Origin of the sequence: Actinosynnema sp. NPDC023587 (assembly GCF_040640215.1) — a bacterium.
Classification (GTDB): domain Bacteria; phylum Actinomycetota; class Actinomycetes; order Mycobacteriales; family Pseudonocardiaceae; genus Actinosynnema.
In genome coordinates this window covers 91201-116269 of record NZ_JBFABG010000006.1, presented here as the reverse complement: position 1 = coordinate 116269, position 25069 = coordinate 91201, and the positions used below count along the sequence as shown (strand labels likewise).

General features: G+C 74.6%; 22 protein-coding genes. 8 read left to right on the top strand and 14 right to left on the bottom strand.

What is annotated here, in order from left to right; translation table 11 throughout:
- The first annotated feature begins 188 nt into the window (after nt 1–188).
- Nucleotides 189–1001 (top strand): tetratricopeptide repeat protein, encoded by an 813-nt coding sequence (locus tag AB0G01_RS18195; protein ID WP_360946801.1) that lies wholly within the window; start codon nt 189–191, stop codon nt 999–1001.
- 76 nt (nt 1002–1077) lie between these two features.
- Here the strand turns inward: AB0G01_RS18195 and AB0G01_RS18190 are convergent, their stop codons facing one another.
- A complete protein-coding gene (locus AB0G01_RS18190; protein ID WP_360946799.1) occupies nt 1078–1743 on the bottom strand; it encodes a TetR/AcrR family transcriptional regulator in 666 nt (221 codons plus the stop codon).
- A gap of 55 nt (nt 1744–1798) precedes the next feature.
- Between AB0G01_RS18190 and AB0G01_RS18185 the strand changes: the two genes are divergently transcribed.
- Complete coding sequence (locus AB0G01_RS18185; protein WP_360946797.1) at nt 1799–2536, top strand: DUF4386 family protein; 738 nt, start codon at nt 1799–1801, stop codon at nt 2534–2536.
- Nucleotides 2537–2677: 141 nt separating this feature from the next.
- Here the strand turns inward: AB0G01_RS18185 and AB0G01_RS18180 are convergent, their stop codons facing one another.
- Nucleotides 2678–3613: a lysyl oxidase family protein gene (locus tag AB0G01_RS18180; RefSeq protein ID WP_360946795.1), complete on the bottom strand. Its 936-nt coding sequence runs from the start codon at nt 3611–3613 to the stop codon at nt 2678–2680.
- 144 nt (nt 3614–3757) lie between these two features.
- Here AB0G01_RS18180 and wecB point away from each other — a divergent pair, with 144 nt between their 5' ends.
- On the top strand, nt 3758–4870 hold the full coding sequence (gene wecB, locus AB0G01_RS18175) for a UDP-N-acetylglucosamine 2-epimerase (non-hydrolyzing) (RefSeq protein ID WP_360946793.1): 1113 nt from the start codon (nt 3758–3760) through the stop codon (nt 4868–4870).
- On the opposite strand, the gene AB0G01_RS18170 is transcribed toward wecB, so the two are convergent.
- Both AB0G01_RS18170 and AB0G01_RS18165 read right to left on the bottom strand, forming a co-directional pair.
- On the bottom strand, nt 4780–6333 hold the full coding sequence (locus tag AB0G01_RS18170) for an FAD-dependent oxidoreductase (protein WP_360946791.1): 1554 nt from the start codon (nt 6331–6333) through the stop codon (nt 4780–4782). The two genes, wecB and AB0G01_RS18170, sit on opposite strands and share 91 nt — an antisense overlap.
- Nucleotides 6334–6429: 96 nt before the next feature.
- Nucleotides 6430–7230 (bottom strand): glycosyltransferase, encoded by an 801-nt coding sequence (locus AB0G01_RS18165; RefSeq protein WP_360946789.1) that lies wholly within the window; start codon nt 7228–7230, stop codon nt 6430–6432.
- 395 nt (nt 7231–7625) lie between these two features.
- On the opposite strand from AB0G01_RS18165, the gene AB0G01_RS18160 reads away from it, so the two are divergent.
- The gene (locus AB0G01_RS18160) at nt 7626–9023 is read left to right on the top strand and encodes a sugar transferase (protein ID WP_360946787.1); all 1398 of its coding nucleotides are present in this window, start codon (nt 7626–7628) and stop codon (nt 9021–9023) included.
- Nucleotides 9005–10558, top strand: coding sequence for a putative glycoside hydrolase family 15 protein (locus tag AB0G01_RS18155; RefSeq protein ID WP_360946785.1), 1554 nt, complete (start codon nt 9005–9007; stop codon nt 10556–10558). The genes AB0G01_RS18160 and AB0G01_RS18155 overlap by 19 nt, the downstream gene beginning before the upstream one ends.
- A gap of 46 nt (nt 10559–10604) precedes the next feature.
- Here AB0G01_RS18155 and AB0G01_RS18150 read toward each other — a convergent pair whose 3' ends face one another.
- From AB0G01_RS18150 to AB0G01_RS18105, 10 genes are all read right to left on the bottom strand, one after another.
- Nucleotides 10605–11672 carry a glycosyltransferase family 4 protein gene (locus AB0G01_RS18150; RefSeq protein ID WP_360946783.1) on the bottom strand — a complete coding sequence of 356 codons (1068 nt, stop codon included), beginning with the start codon at nt 11670–11672 and terminating at the stop codon, nt 10605–10607.
- Nucleotides 11673–11683: 11 nt separating this feature from the next.
- Nucleotides 11684–12772: a glycosyltransferase gene (locus AB0G01_RS18145; protein ID WP_360946781.1), complete on the bottom strand. Its 1089-nt coding sequence runs from the start codon at nt 12770–12772 to the stop codon at nt 11684–11686.
- Nucleotides 12769–14175, bottom strand: coding sequence for an oligosaccharide flippase family protein (locus AB0G01_RS18140; protein WP_360946779.1), 1407 nt, complete (start codon nt 14173–14175; stop codon nt 12769–12771). The genes AB0G01_RS18145 and AB0G01_RS18140 overlap by 4 nt, the downstream gene beginning before the upstream one ends.
- Nucleotides 14172–15431, bottom strand: a complete 1260-nt coding sequence (locus AB0G01_RS18135; protein ID WP_360946777.1) for a glycosyltransferase family 87 protein — start codon at nt 15429–15431, stop codon at nt 14172–14174. Before AB0G01_RS18135 ends, AB0G01_RS18140 begins: the two co-directional genes overlap by 4 nt.
- Complete coding sequence (locus AB0G01_RS18130) at nt 15428–16264, bottom strand: hypothetical protein (protein ID WP_360946775.1); 837 nt, start codon at nt 16262–16264, stop codon at nt 15428–15430. Before AB0G01_RS18130 ends, AB0G01_RS18135 begins: the two co-directional genes overlap by 4 nt.
- Nucleotides 16261–17322 (bottom strand): glycosyltransferase, encoded by a 1062-nt coding sequence (locus tag AB0G01_RS18125; RefSeq protein WP_360946773.1) that lies wholly within the window; start codon nt 17320–17322, stop codon nt 16261–16263. The genes AB0G01_RS18130 and AB0G01_RS18125 overlap by 4 nt, the downstream gene beginning before the upstream one ends.
- The gene (locus AB0G01_RS18120; RefSeq protein WP_360946771.1) at nt 17304–18476 is read right to left on the bottom strand and encodes an O-antigen ligase family protein; all 1173 of its coding nucleotides are present in this window, start codon (nt 18474–18476) and stop codon (nt 17304–17306) included. Before AB0G01_RS18120 ends, AB0G01_RS18125 begins: the two co-directional genes overlap by 19 nt.
- The gene (locus tag AB0G01_RS18115) at nt 18473–19417 is read right to left on the bottom strand and encodes a polysaccharide deacetylase family protein (RefSeq protein ID WP_360946769.1); all 945 of its coding nucleotides are present in this window, start codon (nt 19415–19417) and stop codon (nt 18473–18475) included. The genes AB0G01_RS18120 and AB0G01_RS18115 overlap by 4 nt, the downstream gene beginning before the upstream one ends.
- Nucleotides 19414–20244, bottom strand: a complete 831-nt coding sequence (locus AB0G01_RS18110) for a hypothetical protein (RefSeq protein ID WP_360946767.1) — start codon at nt 20242–20244, stop codon at nt 19414–19416. Before AB0G01_RS18110 ends, AB0G01_RS18115 begins: the two co-directional genes overlap by 4 nt.
- A 213-nt stretch (nt 20245–20457) precedes the next feature.
- The gene (locus tag AB0G01_RS18105) at nt 20458–20856 is read right to left on the bottom strand and encodes a MerR family transcriptional regulator (protein WP_360946765.1); all 399 of its coding nucleotides are present in this window, start codon (nt 20854–20856) and stop codon (nt 20458–20460) included.
- Nucleotides 20857–20964: 108 nt separating this feature from the next.
- Between AB0G01_RS18105 and AB0G01_RS18100 the strand changes: the two genes are divergently transcribed.
- The 3 genes from AB0G01_RS18100 to AB0G01_RS18090 all read left to right on the top strand — a co-directional run bounded on the left by AB0G01_RS18100 (nt 20965) and on the right by AB0G01_RS18090 (nt 24918).
- Nucleotides 20965–22263, top strand: coding sequence for a hemolysin family protein (locus tag AB0G01_RS18100; protein WP_360946763.1), 1299 nt, complete (start codon nt 20965–20967; stop codon nt 22261–22263).
- Nucleotides 22260–23288, top strand: coding sequence for a hemolysin family protein (locus tag AB0G01_RS18095; RefSeq protein ID WP_360946761.1), 1029 nt, complete (start codon nt 22260–22262; stop codon nt 23286–23288). The genes AB0G01_RS18100 and AB0G01_RS18095 overlap by 4 nt, the downstream gene beginning before the upstream one ends.
- Before the next feature lie 190 nt (nt 23289–23478).
- Nucleotides 23479–24918 carry a GMC family oxidoreductase N-terminal domain-containing protein gene (locus AB0G01_RS18090; protein WP_360946759.1) on the top strand — a complete coding sequence of 480 codons (1440 nt, stop codon included), beginning with the start codon at nt 23479–23481 and terminating at the stop codon, nt 24916–24918.
- Nucleotides 24919–25069: the final 151 nt, after the last annotated feature.

The following is a 25069-nucleotide window of genomic DNA, read 5'->3' as shown; positions in this document are numbered from 1 at the left end:
CCGGTGTCCTCAACGGACCGACGCGCTGGGAGCGGCAGCGCGGACCTCGCCCACGCGGCAACCGGTTCCGCGTCGCCGATAATCCACAGTGGACGGTCAGCGCCGATGCCGTGGCACGGCACCGGCCTCGGCGATTACCGTGGCGTCACGGGGAAATTCTCCCCGGTCCTCGCACGAAGGTCCGAGGTGTGAACGCACCGGGCTACCGCACCCTGTCCCGCCTGCTGGGCGATCCGGCCACCGACGGCGCGGAGTTGTTCGCTGCGGCCGGTGTGGTGGACGCGTGGCTGGAACTCGGGAGGTTGCGGGCCCACGGTGCCGCGCCGTGGGCACCGCACCCGCGCCGGGACGTGCCCGCCGCCGTCGAGGCGTACCGCGCGGCCGACCGGGCCGGGTCGCGGGCCGGGGCGCTGGGCTGGACCCGGGTCGCCTACTTCGCCCGCAGCGCCGAGCACGCCACCGACGCCGCGCGCCGGGTGGACGAGCTGCTCACGGCGGACCCGGACGACCCGGAGGTGTTGTGCCTGGCGGGATACCTGGCGCAGCGGGGCTTCGGCCGCGCCCCCGACCTGGGTGCGGCGATGCGGTTCCACCGGGCGGCGGCGGACCGGGGCAGCGCCGAATCGGCGTTCGAGCTCAGCGTCCTGCACGCCACGGGCGTCGGCGTGCCCGCCGACCAGGACGAGGCGACGCGGTGGACGTTCCGCGCGGCCGAGCTGGGCAGCGCGCGGGCCATGGCGAACGTCGCCGGCATGTACGCGACCGGTCGCGGCGTCGAGCACGACCCCCGGGCCGCCCTCGCCTGGTACGGGCGGGCGGCCGACGCCGGGCACGCCGAGGCCGCCTGCACCGCCGGCGTGATGTGCCTGATCGGCGATGGTGGCCTGCCGGTCGACAGTGCGGCGGCGGACCGGTTCCTGACCCTCGCCGACGAACTCGGGTTCGACGTGGACCGCGCCCTCGGCTCGATGGACCTGACCCGCCCCGACCCGACCGGCTGACCTGGCTGACCCGACTGACCCGACCCGCCGGTGGCCGGCCACCCGAGGAGCGCCGGCCCCGTGGTGGACGGCCCGGTCACGGGGCGATGCCGAGGTCGTCGGACAGGGCGCGGAAGCGGGCTTCGGCGAGCGGGGCGGTGTCCTCGCCCAGCCAGGCCAGGTGGCCGAAGGTCTCCAGGACCACCAGGCCGTGGATCGCGGTCCACGCGGCGAACGCCACCGCCGCCGCGTCCGGCGGCAGGTCCACCGCCGAGGCGAAGACGTCCAGCGCGGTGGGGGGCGGTGCGACCGCCCGCTGCTTCAGCGCGCCGCGCCGCCACGCGTCGATGATCGGCGGCACGAAGGCGGTGCCCACCTGCCGGCTCGCGTGCGACGTCGGGCCGGACCTCGGGGCCTGGTAGTCCGGGACCGGCGTCCCGTACAGGAGCGCGAACTCGTGCGGGTGCGCCAGCGCCCACCGCCGGTAGGCCAGTGCCGCCGCCACGAAGGCGTCGCCCTCCGCCGCGTCCCGCGCCCGCGCCACCTCCTCCGCCAGCGCCGCGAAGCCGTCGGTGATCAGGTCGGTCAGCAGCGCGTCCCGGCTGGGGTAGTAGCGGTACAGGCCCGCCGGGCTCATCCCGATCGACACCGCCACCGCGCGCAACGACAGCACCGCGCCGCCGCCCTCCCGCAGGTGGGCCAGCGCCGCCGCCTTGATCTCGGCCGACGTCTGCTCCCTGAGCCGTTCCCGCCTGGTCGCCATGGTGCGTCAGGCTAGCGCGTTGCGATCGGTGTTCGCAGTGCGCTACCGTCGAAGTGTGAACACTGATCGCAGTGCAACTATTGATCGCAGTGCAGTCGGCGGACGCGTCGACGTCCCGAGGCGGGCGACCGCGCTGCTGCTGCTGGTGGAGGGGCTGTTGCTGTTCGCCCCGGCGGTGGTGCTCGGGGCCGCCGTGGGCTGGCCGGCCAGCCTGGGCGAACCCGCCGCCACCGTGCTGCCGCAGGTGGCCGAGAACGAGGTGGCGCTGCGGTTCGGGTACGTCCTGTACCTCGCCTACTCGGCGCTGTTCCTGCCGGTGGCGCTGTGGGCCACGGCGACCTTCGCGCCCGGCCGGCAGGACTCGCGGGTGGTCCGCCTCGGCCTGGCGTTCGCCGCCCTGTCCACGGCGGCGCGGTGCATCGGCATCGTCCGGTGGCTCACCACCATGCCCGACCTCGCGCACGACTGGCAGGCGGGCGTGCACCGGGACGCGATCGAGGTGCAGTACGACGCGCTGAACTCGTTCGCGGGCGGTGTCGGCGAACTGCTCGGGGTGTCGCTGTTCGCGGCCGGCTGGCTGCTCTGCCTGGCCAAGGTCGCGGACATCCCGGTGTGGCTCAAGGGTTTCACCGTCCTCACCGCCGCCGCCCTGGCCCTGCCGCTGGTCGAGCTGCTCGGCGTGGACGCGGGCGCGCTGATCAGCGTGGGCAGCGGGACGGTCCAGCTCTGGTTCCTGGTCGCCGCCGTGCACGTCGTCCGGAGCGGCCGGCGGTCCCGGCACCCGGCCGCCTGATCCGCGCCCGTGCCCCCGGTGCGCCAGGCCGGGCCCCGGCCGCCGGACCCCGCCACACTTCGGACCACGACCGCGACAGCCCCGGTCCCCGCGCGGGGACCGGGGCTGTCGCGCGCGGGACGCCGGTGAACCCGGCCCCGTTCACGACTTGGCGCAGTGCTCCTGGTCGGGGCAACTGCGCAGCAGCTCCACCTTCGGCGGCTTGGTGATCACCGGCGGGCGTCCGGTGCCGCCCGGCCACTGCACCGAGATGGCGATGGACGACGCGTTGTTCCCGTAGCTCTTCTCCAGGAAGCTCCGGTCGACGTTGACCAGGTTCACCACGTCGTACACGCCCGAGGGCACGTCGGTCAGGTCCAGCCACTGGTAGTCGACGTCGTACTTGTAGTCGTCGCCCGCCCCGACCGAGATGCCCTCCACGACGTCGAGCGCGCGCGGCTCGTGGTGGCGGCAGCGGTTCAACCGCAGGAACTCCGCGAGCAGACCCTCGGAGCTGTCCGGGTCGCGCGGCCGGTTCGCCAGGTCGCGGGCGTCGCGCGTGGTGTAGCGGTCGCCGAGGCAGAACCCGTTCTTCCGGTCCTGCACCAGGGTCGTGCCGTCCGGCTTGCGCAACTGGAAGCGCTCGAAGTCCATCAGGTGCCAGTGCGTGTGCGCGGGGGCGGGCTCGTAGTACATCGTCGCCGGGATCGGGTTGTCGGCCTCGTCGTAGGAACCCGGGATCGACCCGTCGCGCGAGGACTGGAACGCCTGCCGCGCGGTCATCGTCGGCGAGTCCACCGAATCGCGCCTGCCGTAGATGAGCAACGGCCCGTCACCGACGTTGTCCACCGCCGTGGTGAACCGGATGCGCACCCCGCCGGCCCGGCCCGAGTCCAGGCAGGCCCCGTTCGGCGCGTACCGGTCGGCCACCATGCACACGTCCCAGGCATCGCACCGGTCCGGTGCTCCGGTGGTGCCGCCGCGACAGCCGACCGGTGCCTGTCTCAGGTCCGGCAGGAGCGGCCCCCCGGACGCGGGGGCACCCAGCACCGCCGCGGTCAGCGCGGCGGCTGCCGCGGCCTTGAATGTCCGAATCACCACCGCAACGTACTGGCAGCACAGCCGATTCGACACATCCGTTCACTCGATCGGTTGAGGTGCAACGGAAATCCGCACGTCGGGACCTAACGTGTCGCGCGGTCCGGCACCGGACACCCCGGTCGAACAAGGAGAACCCCCACGGTGGACACCGTCACGCTGGTGTGCGGCACGCGTCCCGAGTTGATCAAACTCGCCCCGCTCGTCCGGCTCCTCGGCTCACGCGCGGTCGTCGTCTACACCGGGCAGCACTACGACCGCACGATGTACGAGCTGATCCGCCGCGACCTCGCGGAACCGGGCCGCTTCCACGAGTTCGCGCTCGGCGGCGCGCGGCGCGGCGCGCAACTCGGCCGCGCGGTCAAGGCGGTCGACGACGTGCTCGCCGCGCACCGCACCGCCGCCGTCGTGGTGCAGGGCGACACGACCTCGGCGCTCGCGGGAGCGTTGGCGGCCAACGCGAACGACGTCCCGCTGGTGCACGTGGAAGCCGGTCTGCGCAGCTTCGACCGGGCGATGCCGGAGGAGCACAACCGGGTCGCCATCGACCACCTCGCCGACCTGTGCTGCGCGCCGACCCCGCTCAACCGGGCCAACCTGCTGGCCGAGAACATCCCGGCCGACCGGGTCCGGGTCACCGGCAACACCGTCGTGGAGGCGCTGGCCGCCGCGCGGCCCGGCCCCGAGGCGGAAGCCGCCGTGCTCGCCGCCCACGGCCTGCGCCGCGACCACTACGCCGTCGCCACCATCCACCGCCCGGAGAACGTGGACGACCCGGTGAACCTGGAAACCGTGCTGCGCGAGCTGGCCGCGCTGCCGCTGACCGTCGTGCTGCCGCTGCACCCGCGCACCGCCAAGCGGGTCCACGACTTCGGCCTCGGCGCGCTGCTGGGCGACCTGCACGTGGTGGAACCCAGGGCCTACCCCGAGTTCCTCGCCCTCGCCGCCGGCGCGGCCGTGGTGGTGTCGGACTCCGGCGGCATCCAGGAGGAGGCCAGCGTCCTCAAGCGACCGGTCGTCGTGGTCCGGCGCAGCACCGAGCGCCCGGAGATCGAGGGGACCTTCGGCACGCTCGTCCCGCCGGGCCCGCGGATCGGCGCGGAGGTCGGCCGGTGGCTCGACGACGTGGCGGGCCACCGGGCCCGCCTCGCCACCGTCCCGTCGCCCTACGGCACGGGCTCACCCGCGCTGCGGATCGCCACCGCCCTGGAGGAGCTGGTCGACCAGCGCCCCGGGGCGCTCCTGCCGGTCGGGTGAGCCGGGTCGGACCGCGGGGGGGGGGGGCCCGCCCCCCCCCCGCGGGGGCCCGGCCCCCCCCGGGGTGGCGCCCCGCGCCCCCCCGGGGGAAGGGGGCCGGGGGGGGGCCCCCCCCCCGCGGGGGCCCTCCCGGGGGGGCGGTGGCGCGGGGCCGCCGCGGCGGCGCCCCCCCCCCGCCCCCCCCCGCGGTTCGCCAGGCCCACGCTGGAGTTCCAGCTCGTCACCGACGGGTAGACGTGCGCCGTGGTGGCCAGCAGCAGCGGCGTGCCCCCGACCACGACCGGCGGCTGCCGCGCCAGGTAGCCCAACGGGTACACCGGTTCCACGAACGGCGCTTTGAACACCCGCACCTCCTCCACGTCCCCGGCCACGAGGTCCGGGTACAGGCCGACGAGCTGCGCGGCCCACCGCGCCGCGATCCGCTCGTCGTCCTCGCGGTAGAGCGCGGATTCCCGGTCGGTGTAGCGCATCGCGTACACCAGGTGCCGCCCGTCGAACTCGCCGGCGAGCGCGGACATCTCGACGACGCCGTCGAACTCGGTGCCGGACCGCACCACGGGGGCCCAGTAGTGGCCCGTCAGCGGGCGCTTGAGGAAGAACAGCGCGTTCACCACGCCCTGGTACGGCAACCGCACGTCGGGCAGCGCCCGCGCCAGCTCCTCGTCGGCGATCGACCGCAGCGCGGGCAGCGGCAGCGTGGAGACGACCCGGTCGGCGGTGCGCACCTCGCCGGAGGCCAGCGTGACCGCGCCGCCGGCGGACACCCGCGTGACGGGGCAGGAGGTGCGCACCGCGCCGCCGGAGTCCTCGACGGAAGCCCGCAACGCGTCGACGAGGGCGCGGTAGCCGCCTTCCGGGTAGCCGCGCACGGAGACGTTGCTCTCGCGCCCCAGGCGCTGCCACAGGTACAGCGCGGGCACGTCCCCGAACGACGCGCCGAACTTCGACCCGAACATCGGCGCGAGCAGCAGCTCCCAGATCCGGTCGCCGTAGACGCCGCGCAACCAGTCCTCGGTGCGCAGCCGGTCGAGGTCCTTGCCCCGGCCCAACCGCCGGAGCAGCAACGAGACGACCCCGAACCGGACCCGCTCGGGCAGCCGCAGCGGCGTGAACCGCAGCAGGTCGCGCGGGGTGTTGAACGGGAAGTGCCGCCCGTCCACGACCATGCCCATCCGGGTCGGCCGCCACCGGATGCGCTCGCGCGCCCCCACCTCGTCGAGCAGCTCCAGCAGGTCGTCGTCGGTGGGCATCACGCAGTGGTAGAAGCGCTCGACCCACCGCTCCCGCCACGGGAAGAACGTGCCCAGCCCGCCGAGCTGGTCACTCCCCTCGACCAGCTCGACGACCGCGCCGGCCCGACCCAGCCGGTGGGCCAGCGCCAACCCGCAGATCCCACCGCCCAGCACGACCACCCGCATCCCGCGCAACCCCGTGCCCACTCCCGCCACCTTCTCCTCGCCCACCCGGTCCCGCCTCCGCTCCGCTCGCCGCCGGTCCCACCCGTGCCCGTCCTCCGGCCGTCCTCGCGGTTCCCGGCCCGCCCGGACGGCCGTCCCGGGTCAGAGCGGCCGGTAGGGCGCGGGGGCGAGCCGGTCGCGCACCAGCAGCTTCAGGTACTGCGCCACGGTCTTCCACAGCCGCAGCTTGCTCGGGCCCTGCTTGCGGTCGTAGTGCAGGTGCAACGGCACCTCGGTGATCACCGGCCGGCAGTGGCGCAGCTTGAGCAGCAGCTCGACCATGCACGCGAAACCGCGCTCCTCCACCAGCCGCTCGCCCCAGTGGCTCGTGGCCCGGTCCAGCAGGCTCACCCGGTAGGCGCGGAAGCCGCTGGTGAAGTCGCGCACGCCCGCCACCCGGAACACCCGGCGGAACAGCAGCGCCGCGCCCCGGGAGAGCAGCCGGCGGAACGCGGGCGCGGTGGCGTCGTCGCCGCCCGCGACGAACCGGGAGCAGATCACCACGTCCGCGCCCGCCGCGATCTCCCCGCGCAGGGCGGTGATCAGCGCCGGGTCGTGGGTGTCGTCGGCGTCCATCACGACCACCAGGTCGTCGCGGTCGGCCACCTCCAGCACGGCGCGCAGACCGGACCGCACGGCCTGGCCCAGCCCCAGGTTCTCCGGGTGCCGCACGACGCGGACGTCCAGGCCCGCGACCTGGCCGGCGGCCTCGGCGGTGCCGTCGGAGGAGCCGTCGTCCACCACCCAGGCCGTGACCTCCTCGGTCCGGGCCACCTCGGCGAGCCGGCGCAGCAGCGGCGGCAGGGAGGCGGCCTCGTTGTACGCGGGGAGCACGACGTGCGCCCGTCCGCGGGTGAGGATCGAGCCCGGCGCGCGGCGCGCCTCACGTTCGTCGACGGTCACTGGTCGACCCCATTTCCATCGTTGCGGGTGAGCGGGCCAGAATTATTCGCCTGGGAACTCCGCGCGGGTTCCGCCCACCCCGTGTTCCGCACACCCGTGTTGGTGACGAGAACGCGCACGAGACGCTGCCTTTATCGCCGGATTGGAGGACATTCGCTCCCGAAAGAGTGATGCAACTACGTGTCTCGTTCTGTTCTGTGCGGTAAGTAATCAAAATGCTCGTTCGAGTGAACTCGGGCGGTTTACGTTTGTGGCGGTTCGGCCAGGGGGTGGGAGACCGCCCCCTCGTGGCCGACCGAGGGAAAGGACGTCGTCGCAATGTGCAGTGGCCAGGAACCGGAGCCGAGGAGCTCGGGTAGACGTGCGCCGGTCCTCGTCCGGAAGGGCGGCCGGAGGTGAGCCGGGCGAGCGCGACGACCACCGCGGCGCGGTCGCCGGGTGCACCGGTCGAGGTCCGGCGGGACGTGTTCGGGCGGGTCAACGCGGTCGCGGTGCTGCTGGTCGTGGTCGACGTGGCCGCGATCGCCGTCGTGGTGAGGGCGCTGCCGCCGGTCTGGGCGGGCGCGGTCGCCGTCGTGCTGCTGGGCGTGCGGGCCTCCTGCCGGCTCTACCGGCGGCGGCTGTGGCTGTCCTGGCTGCACGACCTGCCGCGCTCGGTGATCGCGACAGCGGCGGCGTTCGCGCTGGTCACAGTCGTGTCCCTGGTGTGGGGCGGCGCGCCGGACGCGACCGCCGACGCGCAGTGGGCCATGGTGAAGTTCACTGCATGGAGTGAACCTGGCCGCCTGTTCGTGTTCGCTTTCGGGCGCTGGGCCCGCCGCCGCTTCCACCGCTGCGACCGCACCATCGTGGTCGGCGCGGGCAAGGTCGGGGCCACGCTGGCCGCGTCGATGCTCCAGCACCCCGAGTACGGGTTGCGCCCGATCGGGTTCGTCGACCCCGCTCCCGCACTCGACCCCAGGGTGCTGCCGGTACCGCTGCTCGGGGACAACCTGGGCGACGCCATCACCCGGCTCGGCGCGGGCAGCGTCGTCCTGGCGTTCTCCCGCGCGGCCGACTCGCCGCTGGTCAACGCCGCCATCACGGCCCACCGGCTGGGCTGCGCGATCTTCGTCGTGCCCCGGATGTACGAGCTCTACCAGGACGGCCCGGACGTGGAGCGGCTGCGCAGCTACCCGCTGACGCGGCTGAGCACCGCGCCGACCAGCCGGCCGAGCTGGTGGGTCAAGCGCGCGGTGGACGTGGTGCTCGCCGGGCTCGCCCTGGTGGTGCTGGCACCGGTGATCGCGCTGGGCGCGCTGGCCGTCGTGCTGGAGAGCGGCCGGCCGGTGATCTTCCGCCAGGTCCGGGTCGGCATGGACGACCGCACATTCGTCCTCTACAAGCTGCGCAGCGTCCGGATGACCGACCACCAGGACGATTCCCAGAGCCGGTGGTCGGTGGTCGGGGACCGGCGCGTCGGACCGGTCGGGCGATTCCTCCGGCGCACCTCGCTCGACGAGCTCCCGCAGTTGTGGAACATCCTCAAGGGTGACATGTCCATTGTCGGCCCGCGACCCGAGCGCCCCGGTTTCGTGCGCGAGTTCTCGGCGGTGCACGACCTATACTGGGCGCGGCACCGGGTGCCGACCGGTTTGACCGGGCTCGCCCAGGTCCACGGGTTGAGGGGGGACACCTCGATAGTCGACAGGTCCCGCTACGACAACTACTACATCGCCAATTGGTCGTTGTGGCTGGACGCGAGAATCCTCCTCCTGACGGTGGGTGAGCTGTTGTGCCGAAGGAACCGCTGATTCGGGACCGCACCCGGCGGGCGCTGGCCGGCGCCAGCGCGGCGGTGCTCCTGCTGGTGGGACTGGCCGTGGTGCCGAGCTCGGCCGTGGAGCACGGGACCACCACGGCCGCACCGCTCGCGGCCGACCCGCCGGCGCAGCGGCGCGGCGAAGAGCCGTCCGGCGTCGCGCCGCTCGGTGCGCCGCCGAAGCCGACCGCGCCGTGCGCGTGGTGGTACGGCATCGGCGAGCCGCCGACCTACGCCGACCTCGACCTCGCCGCCCGCCGCTACGACCTGGTGGTGCTCAACGCGACCGAGACCGCCGCCATGCGCCGGCTGCGCCGGCTCAACCCGAAGATCAAGGTGCTGGTGTACAAGGACTTCTCCAGCACCCGCGACTACCACGGCGCGGTGGTCGGCGGCCACGACGCGCCGCTGCTGCCCAGCGGCATCGGGTACGTCGACGCGGAGCGCCGGCACCCGGAGTGGTTCGCGCTGGACACCGCCGACCGGCGGATCGAGTGGGCCGGGTACCCGAGGCACTGGCAGATGGCGGTGTGGGACGCGGGGTACCAGCGGGCCTGGGCCGAGGCGGTGACCGCCGAGGTGGTCCGCGAGGGCTGGGACGGGGTGTTGGCGGACAACGACTTCAGCTCGCTGAAGTACTACTCGAAGGCCGTGCTGAAGGGCACCGCCGACACCGCCGCCACCGACCGGTCGATCCGGGACGGCATGGACCGGTTCCTGGAAGTGGCCGGTTCCGCGCTGCACAAAGCGGGCAAGATGCTGATCCCCAACGTCTCGGAGTCCCAGCTCACGCCGGGCCGCTGGTCGGCGCACTCGCGCTTCGACGGCGCGATGGAGGAGAACTTCGGCCTGCGCGGCACCGGCGGTGACGGCGAGCTGGTCACCTTCCAGGGCAACGAGTTCAAGGAGCTGCGCGCCCAGGCCGCGCTCGGCGAGTCGTGGCTGTTGCTGGTCACCAAGACCCACGGCCACCGGGAGGAGCGCGTCGGCTACGCGACGGCGGCGCTGCTGGCCGGGCCGTACACGTGCTGGCACGGGGCGAGGACGAACGACTACCAGGACCCGGACTGGTCGGTGTACCAGGACACCGACCTGGGGGAGGCGGTCGAGACCGCGAACCGGCTGCCCGGCGGCACGTGGACGCGCCGCTTCACCCACGGCTGGGTGGCGGTGAACCCGACCGGCAAACCCGTCCGGGTCGACCTCCCGGCGGGCCTGGTCGGCGTCGACGGCACCCCCGCGCCGCCGTCGACCGAACTGGCCGCCACGGACGCCTTGGTGCTGCTGAAGCCGGGCCCGCCGGTCACCACCCCGGCCGCCACGCCGCCGACCACGGCCCCGACGACCACGGCGGAGCCGATCACGACGTCCCCGGGGCCCACCGCCCCGAAGCCGACGACCACGCTCCCCGCCCCGGTGACGACCACGCCGGTGACGACCACCCCGCCCGCCACCACCGACCCGACGACCCCGCCGGTCACCACCCCGCCCCCGGTCGGCCCGGCGCGGATCGCCCGCGCCCGCTGACCGGGGGACCCGGCCACCGGCCCGGACCGCCGTCCCCGCACCGGTGTCACTCGTCGGCGAGCAGTTCCCGGTAGAGGGCCAGGTGGCGTTGCGCGCAGACCTCGGGGGAGAACCGGGTCCGGGCGCGCAGCGCCGCCAGCCGTCCCCACCGGCCGGGAACGGGATCGGTGAACAGGCCCTTCAGGCAGACCGCCAGCCCCTCCACGTCCCCCGGCGCGGCGAGCCCCGCGCCGTCCACGAGCATCTCCGCGACCCCGCCGGTGTCCGTGGCCACCACCGGCTTGCCCGCCGCCATCGCCTCGGCCACCACGAGCGGCTGCTGTTCCAGCAGCGACGGCAGCACCAGCGCGTCGTGCCGCCGCAACTGGTCGGCCACGTCCGGCCGGAACCCGAGGAACTCCACCCGGCCCGGCAGCAGCCGCCGCGCCTGCTCCTCGGCCGCCAGGCGCAGCGGCCCGTCCCCGATCACGGTCAGCGTCGCGTCGTCCGGCATCACCCCGGCCAGCGCCGCGAGCAGCACCGGCAAACCCTTGCGCTCCACCAGGAGCCCGACGAACACCAGCCGCCGCACCGGCCCGCGCGGCGGTGCCGCCTCGGGGATCTCCACGCAGTTGTCGATGTGCGCCACGCGGTGCGCCGGCACCCGTAGCCGTCGTTGCAGGAACTCGCCCATCGACGTGGCCGGCACGACCGTCCGGTGCACGAACCGCGCGACGCCGGCGTCCGCCGCGAGCACGGTCCGGGTGTAGCTCGACGGCCCCACCGCGCCCGGCACACCCCGGAACCACGCCTCGCTCACGTCGTCGGGCAGCCCGTGGTAGGTCTGCACCACCTTGTGCCGCAACCGCAACCCCGCGCTCACCAGCCCGGCCCGCCGGTCCTGGGCGTGCACGACGTCGGGCCGCCACGCCCGCACCGCGTCGCGGGCGAGCCGGCCGCCCGGCAAGTCCCCCTTGCCGAGCACCGAAACCGGTTCGTGGCACCCCGCGATCAGCTCCCCGCCGCGCGCCGGGCGCGGCCCGAACACCCGGACCTCGGCCTCCCCGGACGCGGCGAGCGTCGCCGCCAGCCGCACGGTCACGTCCACCGGACCACCGCGGTCCTGCGTCAACACGTAGGCGACCTTCACCGATTACCTCCCACGAGCTTCTCCACCAGGGTCGCGACCTGGTCGCCCACCCGCACCGAGTCGAACAGCACCTCGGCCCGCCGCCGCCCGGTCAGACCCTCTTCGGCGGCCAGCACCGGGTCGGCCAGGCGCACCGCGACGGCCTCGGCGAGCGCGGGCACGTCACCGGCCGGCACGACCGCGCCCGCGCCGCCGACGCTCTGCCGCACGCCGCCGACGTCGAAGGCGACCACGGTCCGCCCGCTGGCCATCGCCTCCAGGGGCACCAGGGCCATCCCCTCGGCCCGCGACGGCAGCACGACCACGTCCGAGGCGGTGTAGAAGTCGGCCACCGCCGTGTCGTGCCCCCACCACCGCACCGACCCGAGGTCGCCCGCCGCCTCCCACCTGGCCCGCATCGGGCCGTCGCCGACCAGCACGAGCTGGGCGTCGGGCACCCGCTCCAGCACCGCCGGCCACGCCCGGAGGAGCTGGTCCTGGCCCTTGAGCGGGGCGAGCCGGCCCACGCACACGGCGGTCGGCACGTCCGGCAGGCCCAGCCGGACCCGGGCGGCGACCCGGCTGCGCGGCCGGAACGCGGTCGTGTCGACGCCGTTGCACACCACTTCCGCCGCCGTGCCGATGCCCCGGGCGCGCCCGGCGGCGAGCTCGTCGTCACTGACGCACACGAGCTGGTGAGTCCACCGGGCCGCGTACCGCTCCCACGCCGCCGACGCGTGCCGCAGCACGCCGCGCGCGGTCTGGAACGACCACAGGTGCGGCTGGAAGATCGTCGGCCGGGTGCCGCGCACCGCGAGCCGCCCGGCCAACCCCGCCTTGGAGCTGTGCAGGTGCACCGCGTCCGGGTCCAGCACGGCCAGCACCCGGCGCAGCCGCGCGGCCTCGGCGAGCGTGCCGGGACCGGGGGAGCGGCCGGCGGGCCAGTCGTGCACGTCGATCCGCACGTCGGCCAGGCGGTCCGCCAGCCACCCCGGCGGGCACACCACGTCGACCGACCACCCCCTCTCCCGCTGGGCGACGGCGAGTTCCAACACCACTGCCGCGACCCCCGCCGCCACCGGCTGGGTCACGTGGACGATCCTCATCGGCGCACCTCACGCAGTTCGCGAACCGTGCGGCGGTTGGCGGGCAACGCCGCCGCCGTGTAGCCGAGCACCAGCGCCGCCGCCTCGCCGAGCGCGCCCGGCAGCGTCGGTCCGAACAGATCGCCGAACAGCCGTCCCACGGCCAGGCAGCACGCCACCCCGACCGCGACGGAGGCCGCCATCCGCGCGAGTCCGGGCGGCGCGATCCCGTTGCGCGCCAACACCAGCCACGCCAGCGGCACCATCGCCCACACCACGGCCAGTTGGGTGATCGCGACCGCGACCACGCCGTACCGGGTGCACAGCGCGAGCCCGACGACCAGCGCCACCAGGTGCGCCAGCTCCAGCGCCAGGTACCGGCGGGCGTGCCCGGCGGCGCGGATGACCTGGTACCACAGGTGCAGCAGGCCGAACCCGAACCCGTAGCCGCACAACAGGACCAGCGGCAGCGCGGCCGGTGCCCAGCGGTCCCCGAAGAGCACCACCCGGTCGGCCAGCGCCGCCGTCACCGCGTACAACCCGCCGGTCACCACCAGCACGGCGTGCGTGAACCGACCGGCCGCCTGGGGCAGCTCACCGCGCCGGCCGGTGCGGATCAGCCTGGCGCACAACGGGAACACCACGCCACCGAGCACGACCGCGACCATGATGCAGGGCACCCAGGCGATCCGGTACGCCAGCGAGTACACGCCGACCGCCTCGGTGCCCAGCTCGTGGCCGACCGCCAGGTAGTCGACGTTGACCAGCAGCACGGCCACCAGCGCGCCCGGCCCGACCACCGAGATCCACCGCACCGCCTCGGCGGCGGCGTCCGCGTCCCACCGGGGCCGCACCCGCACCCCGACGGCCACGCCCAGCACGGGCTGCGCGACGGCCGTGCACAGCAGCCCGTACACCAGCGCGTGCGGCCCGAACCCCTGGGCGGCCAGCACGATCGTCAGGGCCGCGCCCAGCACGGCACCGCCCGCGTCGGGCAGCAGCCGCCGCCGGAAGTCCAGGTCGCGGTGCAGCAGCCCCATCTGCACGCCGGCCGCCGCGGTGAACGGCAGGCTCGCGGCGGCCAGCCGGATCAGCGGCGCGACGCCGGGTGCGCCCAGCGCCGCCGCGATCCCGTCCGCCGCCAGCACCAGCAGCAGCGCCAGCGCGACGCCCGTGCCGACGCTCAGCGTCAGCAGGGTCCCCGCCATCCGGCGCGGGTCCAGACCCGTCCGGCTGATCACGTCGTAGACGCCGGCGGACTGCACGACCTGGCCGATGTTGACCAGCGCGACGGTCAGCGCGACCAGGCCGAGGCCCTCCTCGGTCAGGAACGCCGCCAGCACCAGCGTCACGGCCACCTGGCCGCCCTTGCCGACCAGGTTGACCAGGAACAGCCACAGCGAGCCGCGCACCGCGCCCGTCACGTCCGCACGGCGGGCGCGTGCCGTCGTGCGACCACGACCAGCACCACCCAGGCGACCACGATCGCCGCCCCGTCCAGCGTCACGCTCGCCCGCTCGCCCAGCGACGACCGCACGGCGTCGTCCACGAAGTGCAGGTGCGCGAACGGGATCAGCGCCGCGACCAGCGCCACGCCGAGCGACGGGGTCCGGTCCCGCCACCACCGCACCGCGACCATCGCCAGCGCCGGCACGGCGATCAGCACGTCGCCGGGCTGGTGCACCACCGCGACCACCACGGCCAGGCACGTCACCAGGTCGGCCACCGCGAGGCCGGTGGGGTCACCGGCCCGGTCCAGCCGGCGCACCACCAGGACCGTCGCGGCCAGCACCCCGACCAGCACGAGCGGTTCCGCGCCCGGCGGCAGCCACCCGGTGATCCGGAAGAGCACCGCCGCCACGTCGACCCGCTGCGCGGTGAGGGAGTCCACCGCGCCGTACGCGGTCGCGCCCGCGTGCTCCAGGTTCCGCCCGACCACGTCCAGGAACGCGCCCACCCCGCCACCGCCGAGCACCAGCGGCACCACCACGAGCAGACTGGCCAGCGCCGCGACCCCGGTGCCGCCCAGGGCGACCTTCCGCGACCCGCGCGCGAACAGCAGCACCGCCAGCGGCAACCCGAACTGGGGCTTCAACCACGCCAGCGCCAACGCGACCACCGCCAGGCGCGGGTAGCGGTCCCGCGCCAGCAGCGCGCCCGCCGCGCCGACCGCGATCAGCGGGTTGACCTGCCCCACGTACAACTGGGCCTTGCCGACCTGGCTGACCACCAGCAGCGTGCCGACGACCGCCGTGCCCAGGAACAGCGGCGCGCGCACGTGCCCGGCCGTGAGCACCGCGAGGAAGACCAGCAGCAGCAGCAGGAACGCCGCGAACGCCACCGCACCCACCCGGTAGTCGGGCAGCGCGAACGGCAGGTGCAGCACGAGGTGGTAGGGCTGGTACAGGTTGAAGTTCTGCCGCACCGGCCAGTGCGCGAACATCACCGCCGGGTCGTACGGGTTGCCGCCCGCCAGGAATTCGCGGATCGGGTAGTGCAGCGCGTCGCGGAAGTCCTGCATCCGCTCCTCGGCCCGGTTCGCCCAGGTGGGGGCCGGCACCTCCCACGCGGGCCGCAGCGCCCGCCACGCGGCGAGCGCCCCGACCGCCGCGACCAGGACCGGGACCAGAACAGCGACCAGCCCCCGCCGGTCCAGACCGCGTTCCAGCTCCCGTTTCACACCACCACCACCGCGATCACCGACGTGTCCGCCGACAGCGAGCCGACCACGCCGGCCAACGCGTCGTGCCGCGCGCCACGTGGCACGACGGCCACCAGCGCCGTCCCCTCGGCCGGCTCGAAGACCTTGTCCGGCAGGTCGTCCGAGAGGTCCTCGGCCCGTTCGACCAGATCGGGGTCGACCGACACCACGCGCACCGGCCGGGCGGCTGCGGTCAGCATGGCGGTCAGCTTTTCCAGCAGGTCCGGGTCGTCGTCGGGCAGCACCGGCACCGCGTGCCGCACGCCGGCCGACGCCAACGCCGCCCGCACGCCGTCGGTCGCGCGGGTCCGGCGCAGGTGCCGCACCACCACGGAGGCGATGCCGGCCACCAGGCCCGCCGCGCCGGCCAGCCCCGTCGTCAGCGGCCAGTCCGGGGAGACCCGCACGACCTCGGGCTGGTCGAGCAGCCGCAGCTTCCCGGCCGGGGCCAGCAGGTCCGCCTGCACCAGGACGTTGGCCAGCGCGGTGGCCTCGCGCTTGGCCTGGAGGGCGGTGGCCGCCCGCACCGACACCCGGGCCAGCCCGGACGCGGGGACCAGCTCCACCGACACCCGCTCGGCGTTCGTGCCGACCGCGCCCACCACGGACGGGCTGCGCGCGAGTTCCACCAGGGCGGGCAGCGCCAGGGCGGTGACCTCGCCGTACTGCGGCGAATCCGCGCTCGCCGGGCCGGCCAGCAGGCCCACCCGCGCCACGTGCTCCTCGCTCCGGAACAGGGTGGCCAGCACCACCAGCGAGGCCACCGCCAGCGCCACCAGGACGCCCTGCCCGATCAGCCGCGTCTTCGTCATCGACTTCCCCACTTCCGCAACAGCTCGTCGTAGGACTTCATCAGCGCGCGCGGGTCGTGCGCCTTGGTCACGGCGGCCCGCCCCGCCGCGCCCACCGCCGCGCGCCGCGCGTCGTCGAACAGCAGGCTCCGCAACGCCTCAGCGGTCGCCTCCGGGTCGCGCGGCGGCACGACCAGCCCGCCGCCGCCGGCGAGCGCCTGGCCCACGCCGTCCACGTCCGTCGCCACCACCGGCCGCCCGGCCGCCAGCGACTCCAGCACCGCGATCGGCATCCCCTCCCAGTCGCTGGTCAACACCGTGACGTCGGCCGCCGCCAGCAGGTCCGGCACGTCCGGTCGGTTGCCCAGGAACCGGACCCCGGCCATGCCGGCGGCGGTGCGCTCCAGCGCGGGCCGCAGCGAGCCGTCGCCGGCCAGCCACAGCTCCGCGCCGCCGCCGATCCGCGCCCACGCGGCCAGCAGCACGTCGTGCCGCTTCTGCGGGGCCATCCGGGCCAGGCACAGCGCCACCGGCACGTCCTGCGGCACGCCCATCGCGGCCCGCACCGTCGCCCGGTCCACCCGGGGTTCCTGCGGGAACACCGCGTTCGGGATCACCAGCGGGTCCGGGCGCAGCCCGGCGGCGCGCAACCGGGTCGCGGTGGCCTCGGCCACCGTCACCACCGCGCCGGAGGTGCGCCGCAGAATCCGCGCCGCACCGTCGTAGTCGGTGTCCGCGACGCCGTGGAACACCGTCAGCAGCGGAACCCGGCCGGGCAGCAGCGCCAACCGGGCGACCATGCTCGCGGACACGTTGTGCGCCAGGACGACCTCGGGCTTGAAGTCCTTGATGGCGGCGCGGGTCGCGGTGGTCGCGCGCAGCACCCCGGCGGCCTTGCGGCGCGGGACCGGCACGGTGAACGTCGGCACGCCGTGCCCGCGCAGCGCCTCGGCCCGGTGCCCGCCGCCGCTGGCCACGGCGGTCTGCCAGCCGAACTCCCGACCGCTCCGGGCCATCCCGGCGACCAGGGCCTCCGCCCCGCCGGTGCCCATCTCACTGATCACGTGGAGCACGCGCACTCGGTTCCCCTTCGACGCAGATCGGCCGCGGCGACGACCGCGACCAGGGACCACAACGGCAGGTAGTACTGCTGGGACAAGAAGGTCGACGCCACGACCACGGCGATCAGCGACGCCTGCGCGGCGGCCATCGGGCGGCGCGACCCGGCCCGCAGCACCCGTTCCGAGGACACCGCCGCGATCGCCAGCAGCCCCGCGAAGAGCCCGAAGCCCGGCACCCCCAGCTCGGCGGCGACCTCCAGGTACATGTTGTGCGCCACCGGGTTCTGCTCGTCCACCTCGGCGTTGTGCGACGCGGCGGCGTACCCGCCGCGAAACCCGCCCGGCCCGACCCCGAGCACCGGGCGGTCGGTCAGCATCCGCGCCGCCGCCTGCCAGCGCAGCTCGCGGGTGTCCACGTTGGACCCCGCGATGTGGCTCTTCTCCTGCAAGGCCCGGTCCAGCGTCGGACCCGCGAGCACCAGCGCGGCGACGCCCACCGCCGCCAGGGCGGCCGCCCCGCCGACGACCGCGCGCACCGGCAGCGCCCGCCGGGCCACCAGCCACGCCAGCGCGGCGGTGAGCGCGAGCCCGCCGCCGCGCGAGAACGTCGCCGCCGCGCCCGCCGCCAGCACCAGGGCGGTGGCCGCCAACCCGGCCGCGCGGGCCGCCGACCGCCGCCCGTCGATCAGCGCGACCAGCAGCGGCAGCGCGGCCACCAGGAAGTACGCCAGGTCGTTCGGGTCCTCCAGCGGTCCGGTGGCGCGCGTCTGCCCGTCCGCGACGAGGCTGTGCAGCGCGCCCACGGCGGCCACCGCCGCGCCGCCGGCGATCGAGGCGAGCAGCGCCCGGATCGGCACCTCGCGGGACGCGACGTCCACCAGCACCACGGTGACGACCAGGAACGGCAGCCACCGCAACAGGTATTCCACGGCGTACGGGCCGCCCGCGTTGAGCGCCGTGGACGCCAGCAGCACCACCGCGAACAGCGCCAGCACCCCGTGCACCGGGTGGGGTCGCGGCACCCGCCGCTCCCACACCCGTCGGGCCAGCCACGCCACCACGAGCAGGCCGGGCGCGACCTTCGCCGCCTGGCCGTGCAGTTCCAGCAGGTAGCCTTCGAGCGGGGCCAGGGCCACGGTCGCGCACGCGAGCACGCGCACCAGCCAGGTCATCCCGACCGCGCCAGTCGCCGCGCGGCCCGCACCGGCAGGTCCGCGCCCAGCCGGGCGACGTGCTCCCCGGTGCCCACGACCTCGAAGTGCCGCCGCAGCGCGCCCAGCGCCCAGCCGAGCAGCGCGACCTTCCGGGCGGCGGGCACCGCCATGCCGGGGAAGAACTCCATCCCGGGTGCCTCGGCCGCGCCCAGCACGTCCGTGGGGTGCAGCAGCAGCGACGGCGAGACCCCGCGCAGCCGGCACAGCCGCAGCGCGGTGCGGAAGTAGCCCCGGGCCAGGGCGGGGGAGAACTGGTGCAGTCGCAGCAGGTACGACCCGTGCACCGGGACCCTCAGCAGCGGCATGGTGGTCACCGGCAGCTCGACCGGGCCGCTGTCCCAGCGGTAGGCGCGGTTGGGCGCGAACACCTCGGCGAAGCCGCCGAACAGCTCCGAACTGTCCTCTGTGGAGGGTGCGGAGCGGTTGTGGTAGAAGCGCGCCAGCGGTCCGATCCAGGTCGGCAGCGTGCTCGCGTCGTACCGGTAGCCGCGCTCGGCGAGCACGTCCAGCAGGTCCGGCGTGACGCTGTAGCCGGGCCCGCGGAAGCCGACCGGGCGCGGCGCGCCGGCGGCGACCAGGGCGTCCTCCGCGCGCACCACCTCGGCTTCGAGCTCGGCGCGCGAGTACCGGTGCAACCACGGCTCGTGGCCGAACGAGTGGTTCGCGACCTCGTGCCCGGCGGCGCTGATCGCGGCCACCGCGGCGGCCCCGTCGTCGCGCACCGCGTCCGCGCCGACCACGAACACCGTGGTGGTCAGGCCGTGCTCGGCGAAGACCTCCAGCAGGCGTGGCGTCGCGGTGGGCAGGAAGCTCGGCCGCCGCTCCCACGCCGGGTCGCCGTGGGTCTTGAGGTAGGCCCAGAGGTTGTCCAGGTCGAGCGAGACGCTGGCGACGGTCACACCGCCTCCCGCGCGGGAGCGGGCGGCGCGGCCACCGGGCGCGCCGCGCGGCCCAGGGCGAGCACGCCCAGCACGACGAGGGCGACGCCCGCCGCCACCCACCACTCGCGGCCGGGGGTGATCCGGTCCCCCAGGGCCAGGACGCCCACGGCCGAGGTGACCACGACGGTCACCGAGTCCATGGTGGCGACCGTCGAGGTGGCCCCGCCGCGCTGCAACGCGACCGCCATGCCCGCCTGCCCCACCAGCGCCGCCGCGACCATCAGCCACAGCAGCGGGAAGAAGGGCAGGTCGAGCAGCGGTTCGTCGGCCAGCGACCGGCCGGCGATCGCGACCACGGCGTAGGCGAGTCCCGCCGCCGCCGCCACCGGCACCACGCCGGACGTCTTGCGCACCACCAGGAACACCGCCACCAGCGGCGGCCCGAGCACCAGGAGCCCGGTGCCGGTGGGGATCTCCTCGGCCACCGACGGCGCGGACGCCCCGGCGAGCAGCAGCAGCCCGATCGCCATGGTCACCAGCACGGCGACCTCGACCGCGCGCACCCGCCACCCGAGCACGAGGACGCCGAACACGGTGGCCACGCCGACCGCGCACGACGAGCCGGCCTGCACCAGGTACAGCGGGAGCTCGGCGCGGGCGGCGAAGGCCAGGGCGAACCCGCCGACCTGGCCGGCGAACCCGAGCAGGTAGAGCCGGTCGGCGACCAGCCGGGCGAGCAGTCCGAAGCCGTCGCCCGGTGCGGCGCGGCGGGCGGCGGTGGTCTGCGCGACGATCCCCAGCGCGTACATCGCCGTGGCGGCCACGAGAGCGGCATATCCGGGCACGCGACAACTCCACGGGGAAAAGGAATTCGACGGGTGGCAGCGTACGACCCGGAAATTCCCGTCCCGATCGGGCGATATTCGAATTACTCGAAAGAGTGATGCAGAACGGCATAAATCAGCGCGCTGTCACCAGGCAGGGTGGTGTCGTTCGCACGCCCGGTGACGGGCCCAGCGGACGGGTGAGTTCCGGTCGCGGCGAGCGGGCACCGGCGGCTACGGCAGCGGGAGGTCCGGCGGGATCTGGAGCGCGATGGTGATCAGCGCGTGCACCCGGGTCGCGATGGCACCGAGGATGCCCTGGAGCTCGGGCGAGGCGGTCTCGGCCGCCGCGTGCAGCACCCGGAGGTCGTCGTCGATGAGGGTCAGGATCGCGCCCACGTCGGTCTGGCCGCCGGTCAGCGCCACCGCGATCTCGTCCAGCGGCAACCCGTGCACTTCGAGCCGCTGCACCAGGTGGATGCGCTCCACGTCGGCCAGCCGGTACAACCGGTAGTTGCCCGCGGTGCGCTGAGCGGGCGCGATCAATCCCAACTGGGTGTAATAGTCCACCGTGCGGATGCTGACGCCCGCTCGGGCCGCCAACTCACCGATCCTGATCAGGGCCTCGCTCACAAACCATACAGTGCCACGTGCTAGTGTCGATGTCATGCCTGATCCGACGGATTCCGACGGTTGCAGTAGCGAGCCGGGCGAGCCCCGGCCACCTCGCGGCGGTGCGCCGTGCTGATCCTCGGCGGCCTGCTGGCCATCGTCGCGCTCACCGCCGCGACCGGGTACTTCGTCGCGCAGGAGTTCGCCTACATGGCGGTCGACCGCGGTCGCCTCCGGCAGATGGCGGAGAACGGCGACAAGGCCGCCGACCGCGCGTACGCCGTCACCACCCAGCTCTCGTTCATGCTCTCCGGAGCCCAGTTCGGCATCACGGTCACCGCGCTGCTGGTCGGCTACATCGCCGAACCGCTGCTCGGCACCGGCCTGGCCGACCTGCTCGGCTTCACCGGCCTCCCCGAGGCGGCGCGGATGTCGCTGTCGCTGGTCCTGGCGCTGGTGTTCGCCACCGTCGTGCAGATGGTGCTCGGCGAGCTGTTCCCCAAGAACCTGGCCATCGCCAAGCCGGAAGCGCTGGCGAAGTTCCTGGCCCCCTCCACCGCGGTCTACCTGAAGGTGACCGGTCCGGTGATCCGCCTGTTCGACGCCTCGGCCAACCGGCTGCTGCGCGCGGTCGGCATCGAACCCGTCGAGGAGCTCCCGCAGGGCGCGACCTCCGAGGACCTGGCGCAGATCATCGGCGCGGCCGGCGCGGAGGGCCACCTCGACCCCGAGCTCACCCGCCTGCTCGACCGGGGCCTGGACTTCCGGGGGCTCACCGCCGACCAGGCGATGACGCCGCGCGTCGCGGTCCGCACGGTCGGCGCGGACGAGCCCACCTCGCACGTCGTGGAACTGCTCGACACCGGGCACTCCCGGTTCCCCGTGGTCGGCCACGACCTGGACGACCTGATCGGCGTCGTTGGCCTGGCCGAGGTGCTGACCGTGCCGCCGGAGCACCGGCGCGGCACCCCCGTGCGGTCGATCGCCGTGCCCGCGCTCGTGGTGCCCGCCTCGCTCGGCCTGCCCGCCGTGCTGGAACGGCTGCGCACCGAGCGCCGCCAGCTCGCGTGCGTGGTCGACGAGTTCGGCGGCTTCGCGGGCGTGGTCTCGCTGGAGGACCTCGCCGAGGAGCTCGTGGGCGAGATCCACGACGAGGACGACATCGTCGCCGAGGGGGTGCGCCGCCGCCCGGACGGCTGGTGGTCGGTGCCCGGTCGGTCGCGGATCGACGAGATCGCCGACGCCACCGGTATCGAACTGCCCTCCGACGACAGCTACGACACCGTGTCCGGCCTGGTGCTGCACCGGCTGGGCCGCACCGCGCGCGCCGGTGACGAACTCGCCCTCGACGGCGTGGTGGTGCGGGTGGCCGAGGTGTCCCGGCACGTGCCCAGCGCCGTCCTGCTGCACGCGGAGGGTGGCCGATGAACACCGGTGGGGCGCTGTTCGCGTCACTGGTCCTGCTGGTGGCCAACGCCTTCTTCGTGGCCGGCGAGTTCGCCCTGATCGCCGCCAAGCGGCACCGCCTGGAACAGGCCGCCGAGGACGGCAGCCGGGCCGCGCGCGCGGCCGTGGCCGGGGTGCGCGAGCTGTCCCTCATGCTCGCCGGCGCGCAGCTCGGCATCACGCTGTGCACCCTGGGGTTGGGCGCGCTGGCCAAGCCCGCCGTCGCCGACCTGCTCGACCCGCTGTTCCTGGCGCTGGGCCTGCCGACCCGGCTCTCCTACGCGGTCGCGTTCACGATCAGCCTGGTGCTGGTGGTCTTCCTGCACATGGTGGTCGGCGAGATGGCACCCAAGTCGTGGGCCATCGCGCACCCGGAGCGCTCGGCGCTGCTGCTGGCGATCCCGTTCCGGGCGTTCGCCAGGTCCGTGCGGTGGGTGCTGACCTCGCTCAACCACACCACGAACGCGTTGCTGCGGCTGCTGAAGGTGCAGCCGCAGGACGAGCTGTCGCGGGCGGACCAGCCGGACGACATCCGGATGCTGGTGCGCCAGTCCGCCGAGCACGGCCTCATCCCGGAGGGCCAGCGGCGGCTGCTGACCCGGATGCTCCAGTTGCGCGGCACGTCCCTGGCGCAGGTGATGGTCCCGGTGTCCGAAGTGGACAGCGTGCGCGAGGACACCGACGCGTACGACGTGGAGCACCACAGCCGCGCGACGGGCCACTCCCGCTTCCCGGTGCGCGCCGAGGACGGCCGCTTCGTCGGCCTGGTGCACATCCGCGAGGTGGTCCGGGCGACCGCGGTGGGACAGGCCCGCCCGGCGCGCGAGCTGATGACCGCTCCGCTCACCCTGCCGTCGTCGCTGTCGGTGACGGACGCGGTGAGCGAGATGCGCGCGCACCGCTCGCAGCTCGCGCTGGTCGCGGACGGCGACGACGTGGTGGGCATCGCGGCGCTGGAGGACCTGCTGGAAGAGCTGATCGGCGAGTTCGAGGACGAGACCGACTAACCGGCGGTGGTCCGGGCGTCCCCGCCCGGTCCCGTCCCGCCCGAGGGGCTCCGCACGTGGCCCCGCAGCCCGGGGCTTGCGCGGTCCGGGTCCGGTGCGGTTCACGTCCTCCTGTGCCCGATGCGCGGCCGGACAACGGCCGTGCGCTCCGGTTCAAGGAAGACAGCCGCCCGTTTGCTGGACTGGGGCAATGGTCGACGCGGACTTCGTGGTGGTGGGTGGGGGCACGGCCGGCTGTGTGCTGGCCCGGCGGCTGCTGGACCGGACAGAGGGCACGGTGCTGCTCCTGGAGGCCGGCGACCGGGACCTGAACCCCGCCATCCACGACCCGCTGCGGATGCACGAGCTCTGGGACAGCGCGCAGGACTGGGGCTTGCGGTCGGTGCCCCAGCGCGACGCCGGAGGCCGGTCGTTGCACCTGCCCAGGGGGCGGGTGCTGGGCGGTTCGCACGCGCTCAACGCGATGATCCACGTTCGCGGCAACCCCGCCGACTACGACGACTGGGCCGCGCGCGGCAACGCCGGCTGGTCGTGGGCGGACGTCGAGCCGGTGTTCCGGCGGATCGAGGACGGGCCGCTGACCATCCTGCGCGACTACGCCGCCGACGCCGTCCAGGACTCGATCGTGGCCGCCGCGCAGCAGGCCGGGGTGCCGTACAACGCGGACTACAACGACGGCGACCAGACCGGCGTCAGCCGGATGCAGTTCACCATCGCGGCGGGGGAGCGGCACACCACCGCGCGCGCCTACCTCACCCCCGTGCTCGACCACCCGAGGTTCACCCTCGTCACGAACGCGCACGTGCGGAAGCTGCTGATGTCCGGCGACCGGTGCGTGGGCGTGGAGTGGACCGAGTACGACCGGGTGCGCCGGGCCCGCGCCGGCGAGGTGGTGCTCAGCGCGGGCGCGCTGGGGTCGCCGCTGGTGCTGCTGCGCTCGGGCATCGGGCCCGCCGACGACCTGCGGGCGTCGGGCGTCGACGTGGTCGCGGACCTGCCGGGCGTCGGCGACAACCTCCAGGACCACTGGCTGGTCCCGACGATCTTCAGCGCCGCCAAGCCGATCGGGCACACGCCGGGCATCCCGCCCGCGCAGACGCACCTGTTCTGGCGCAGCCGCCCCGGCCTGGCGGGCCCCGACCTCCAGCCGCTGCACTTCAGCGCCCCGCTGTACGAGAAGTGGATGTCCGGCCCCGACAACGGGTTCTCGCTGATGGCGGGGCTGATCCGCCCGGAGAGCTCCGGCCGCGTGACGCTGTCCGCCCCGGACGGCCCGCCGGTGATCGACCCGCGCGCGCTGTCCGCCGGGTCCGATGTGGACGCCCTGGTCGAAGCGGTCCTGCTGTGCCAGGAGATCGGGCACGAGCGGGCGCTCAAGGAGTGGGGCGCGGACGAGATCTACCCGGGCAGGCTGGAACTGCGCGACTACGTGCGGCGCTCCGTGACCACCTACCACCACCAGTCCGGCACCTGCGCCATGGGCAGCGTGGTGGACGCCGAACTCCGGGTGCGCGGGATCGGGGGACTGCGGGTGGCCGACGCCTCGGTCATGCCCTCGATCGTCTCCGGCAACACCAACAGCCCGACCGCGATGATCGCGGAGAAGGCGGCCGAACTGATCTCCGGGTGACAAACGGCCCGCGTCCCCCGGCGCGGCCCTGAAGTCCGACCGGCACCAGTGCGGATAAACGTGCGCGGGGCGGGTCCTCGCCGTGCGGAATATCGCGCGGAATCGGCGAGGTCCGCTTTTCGGCGCAACGGTGGGTGCGAATATTCTGGGC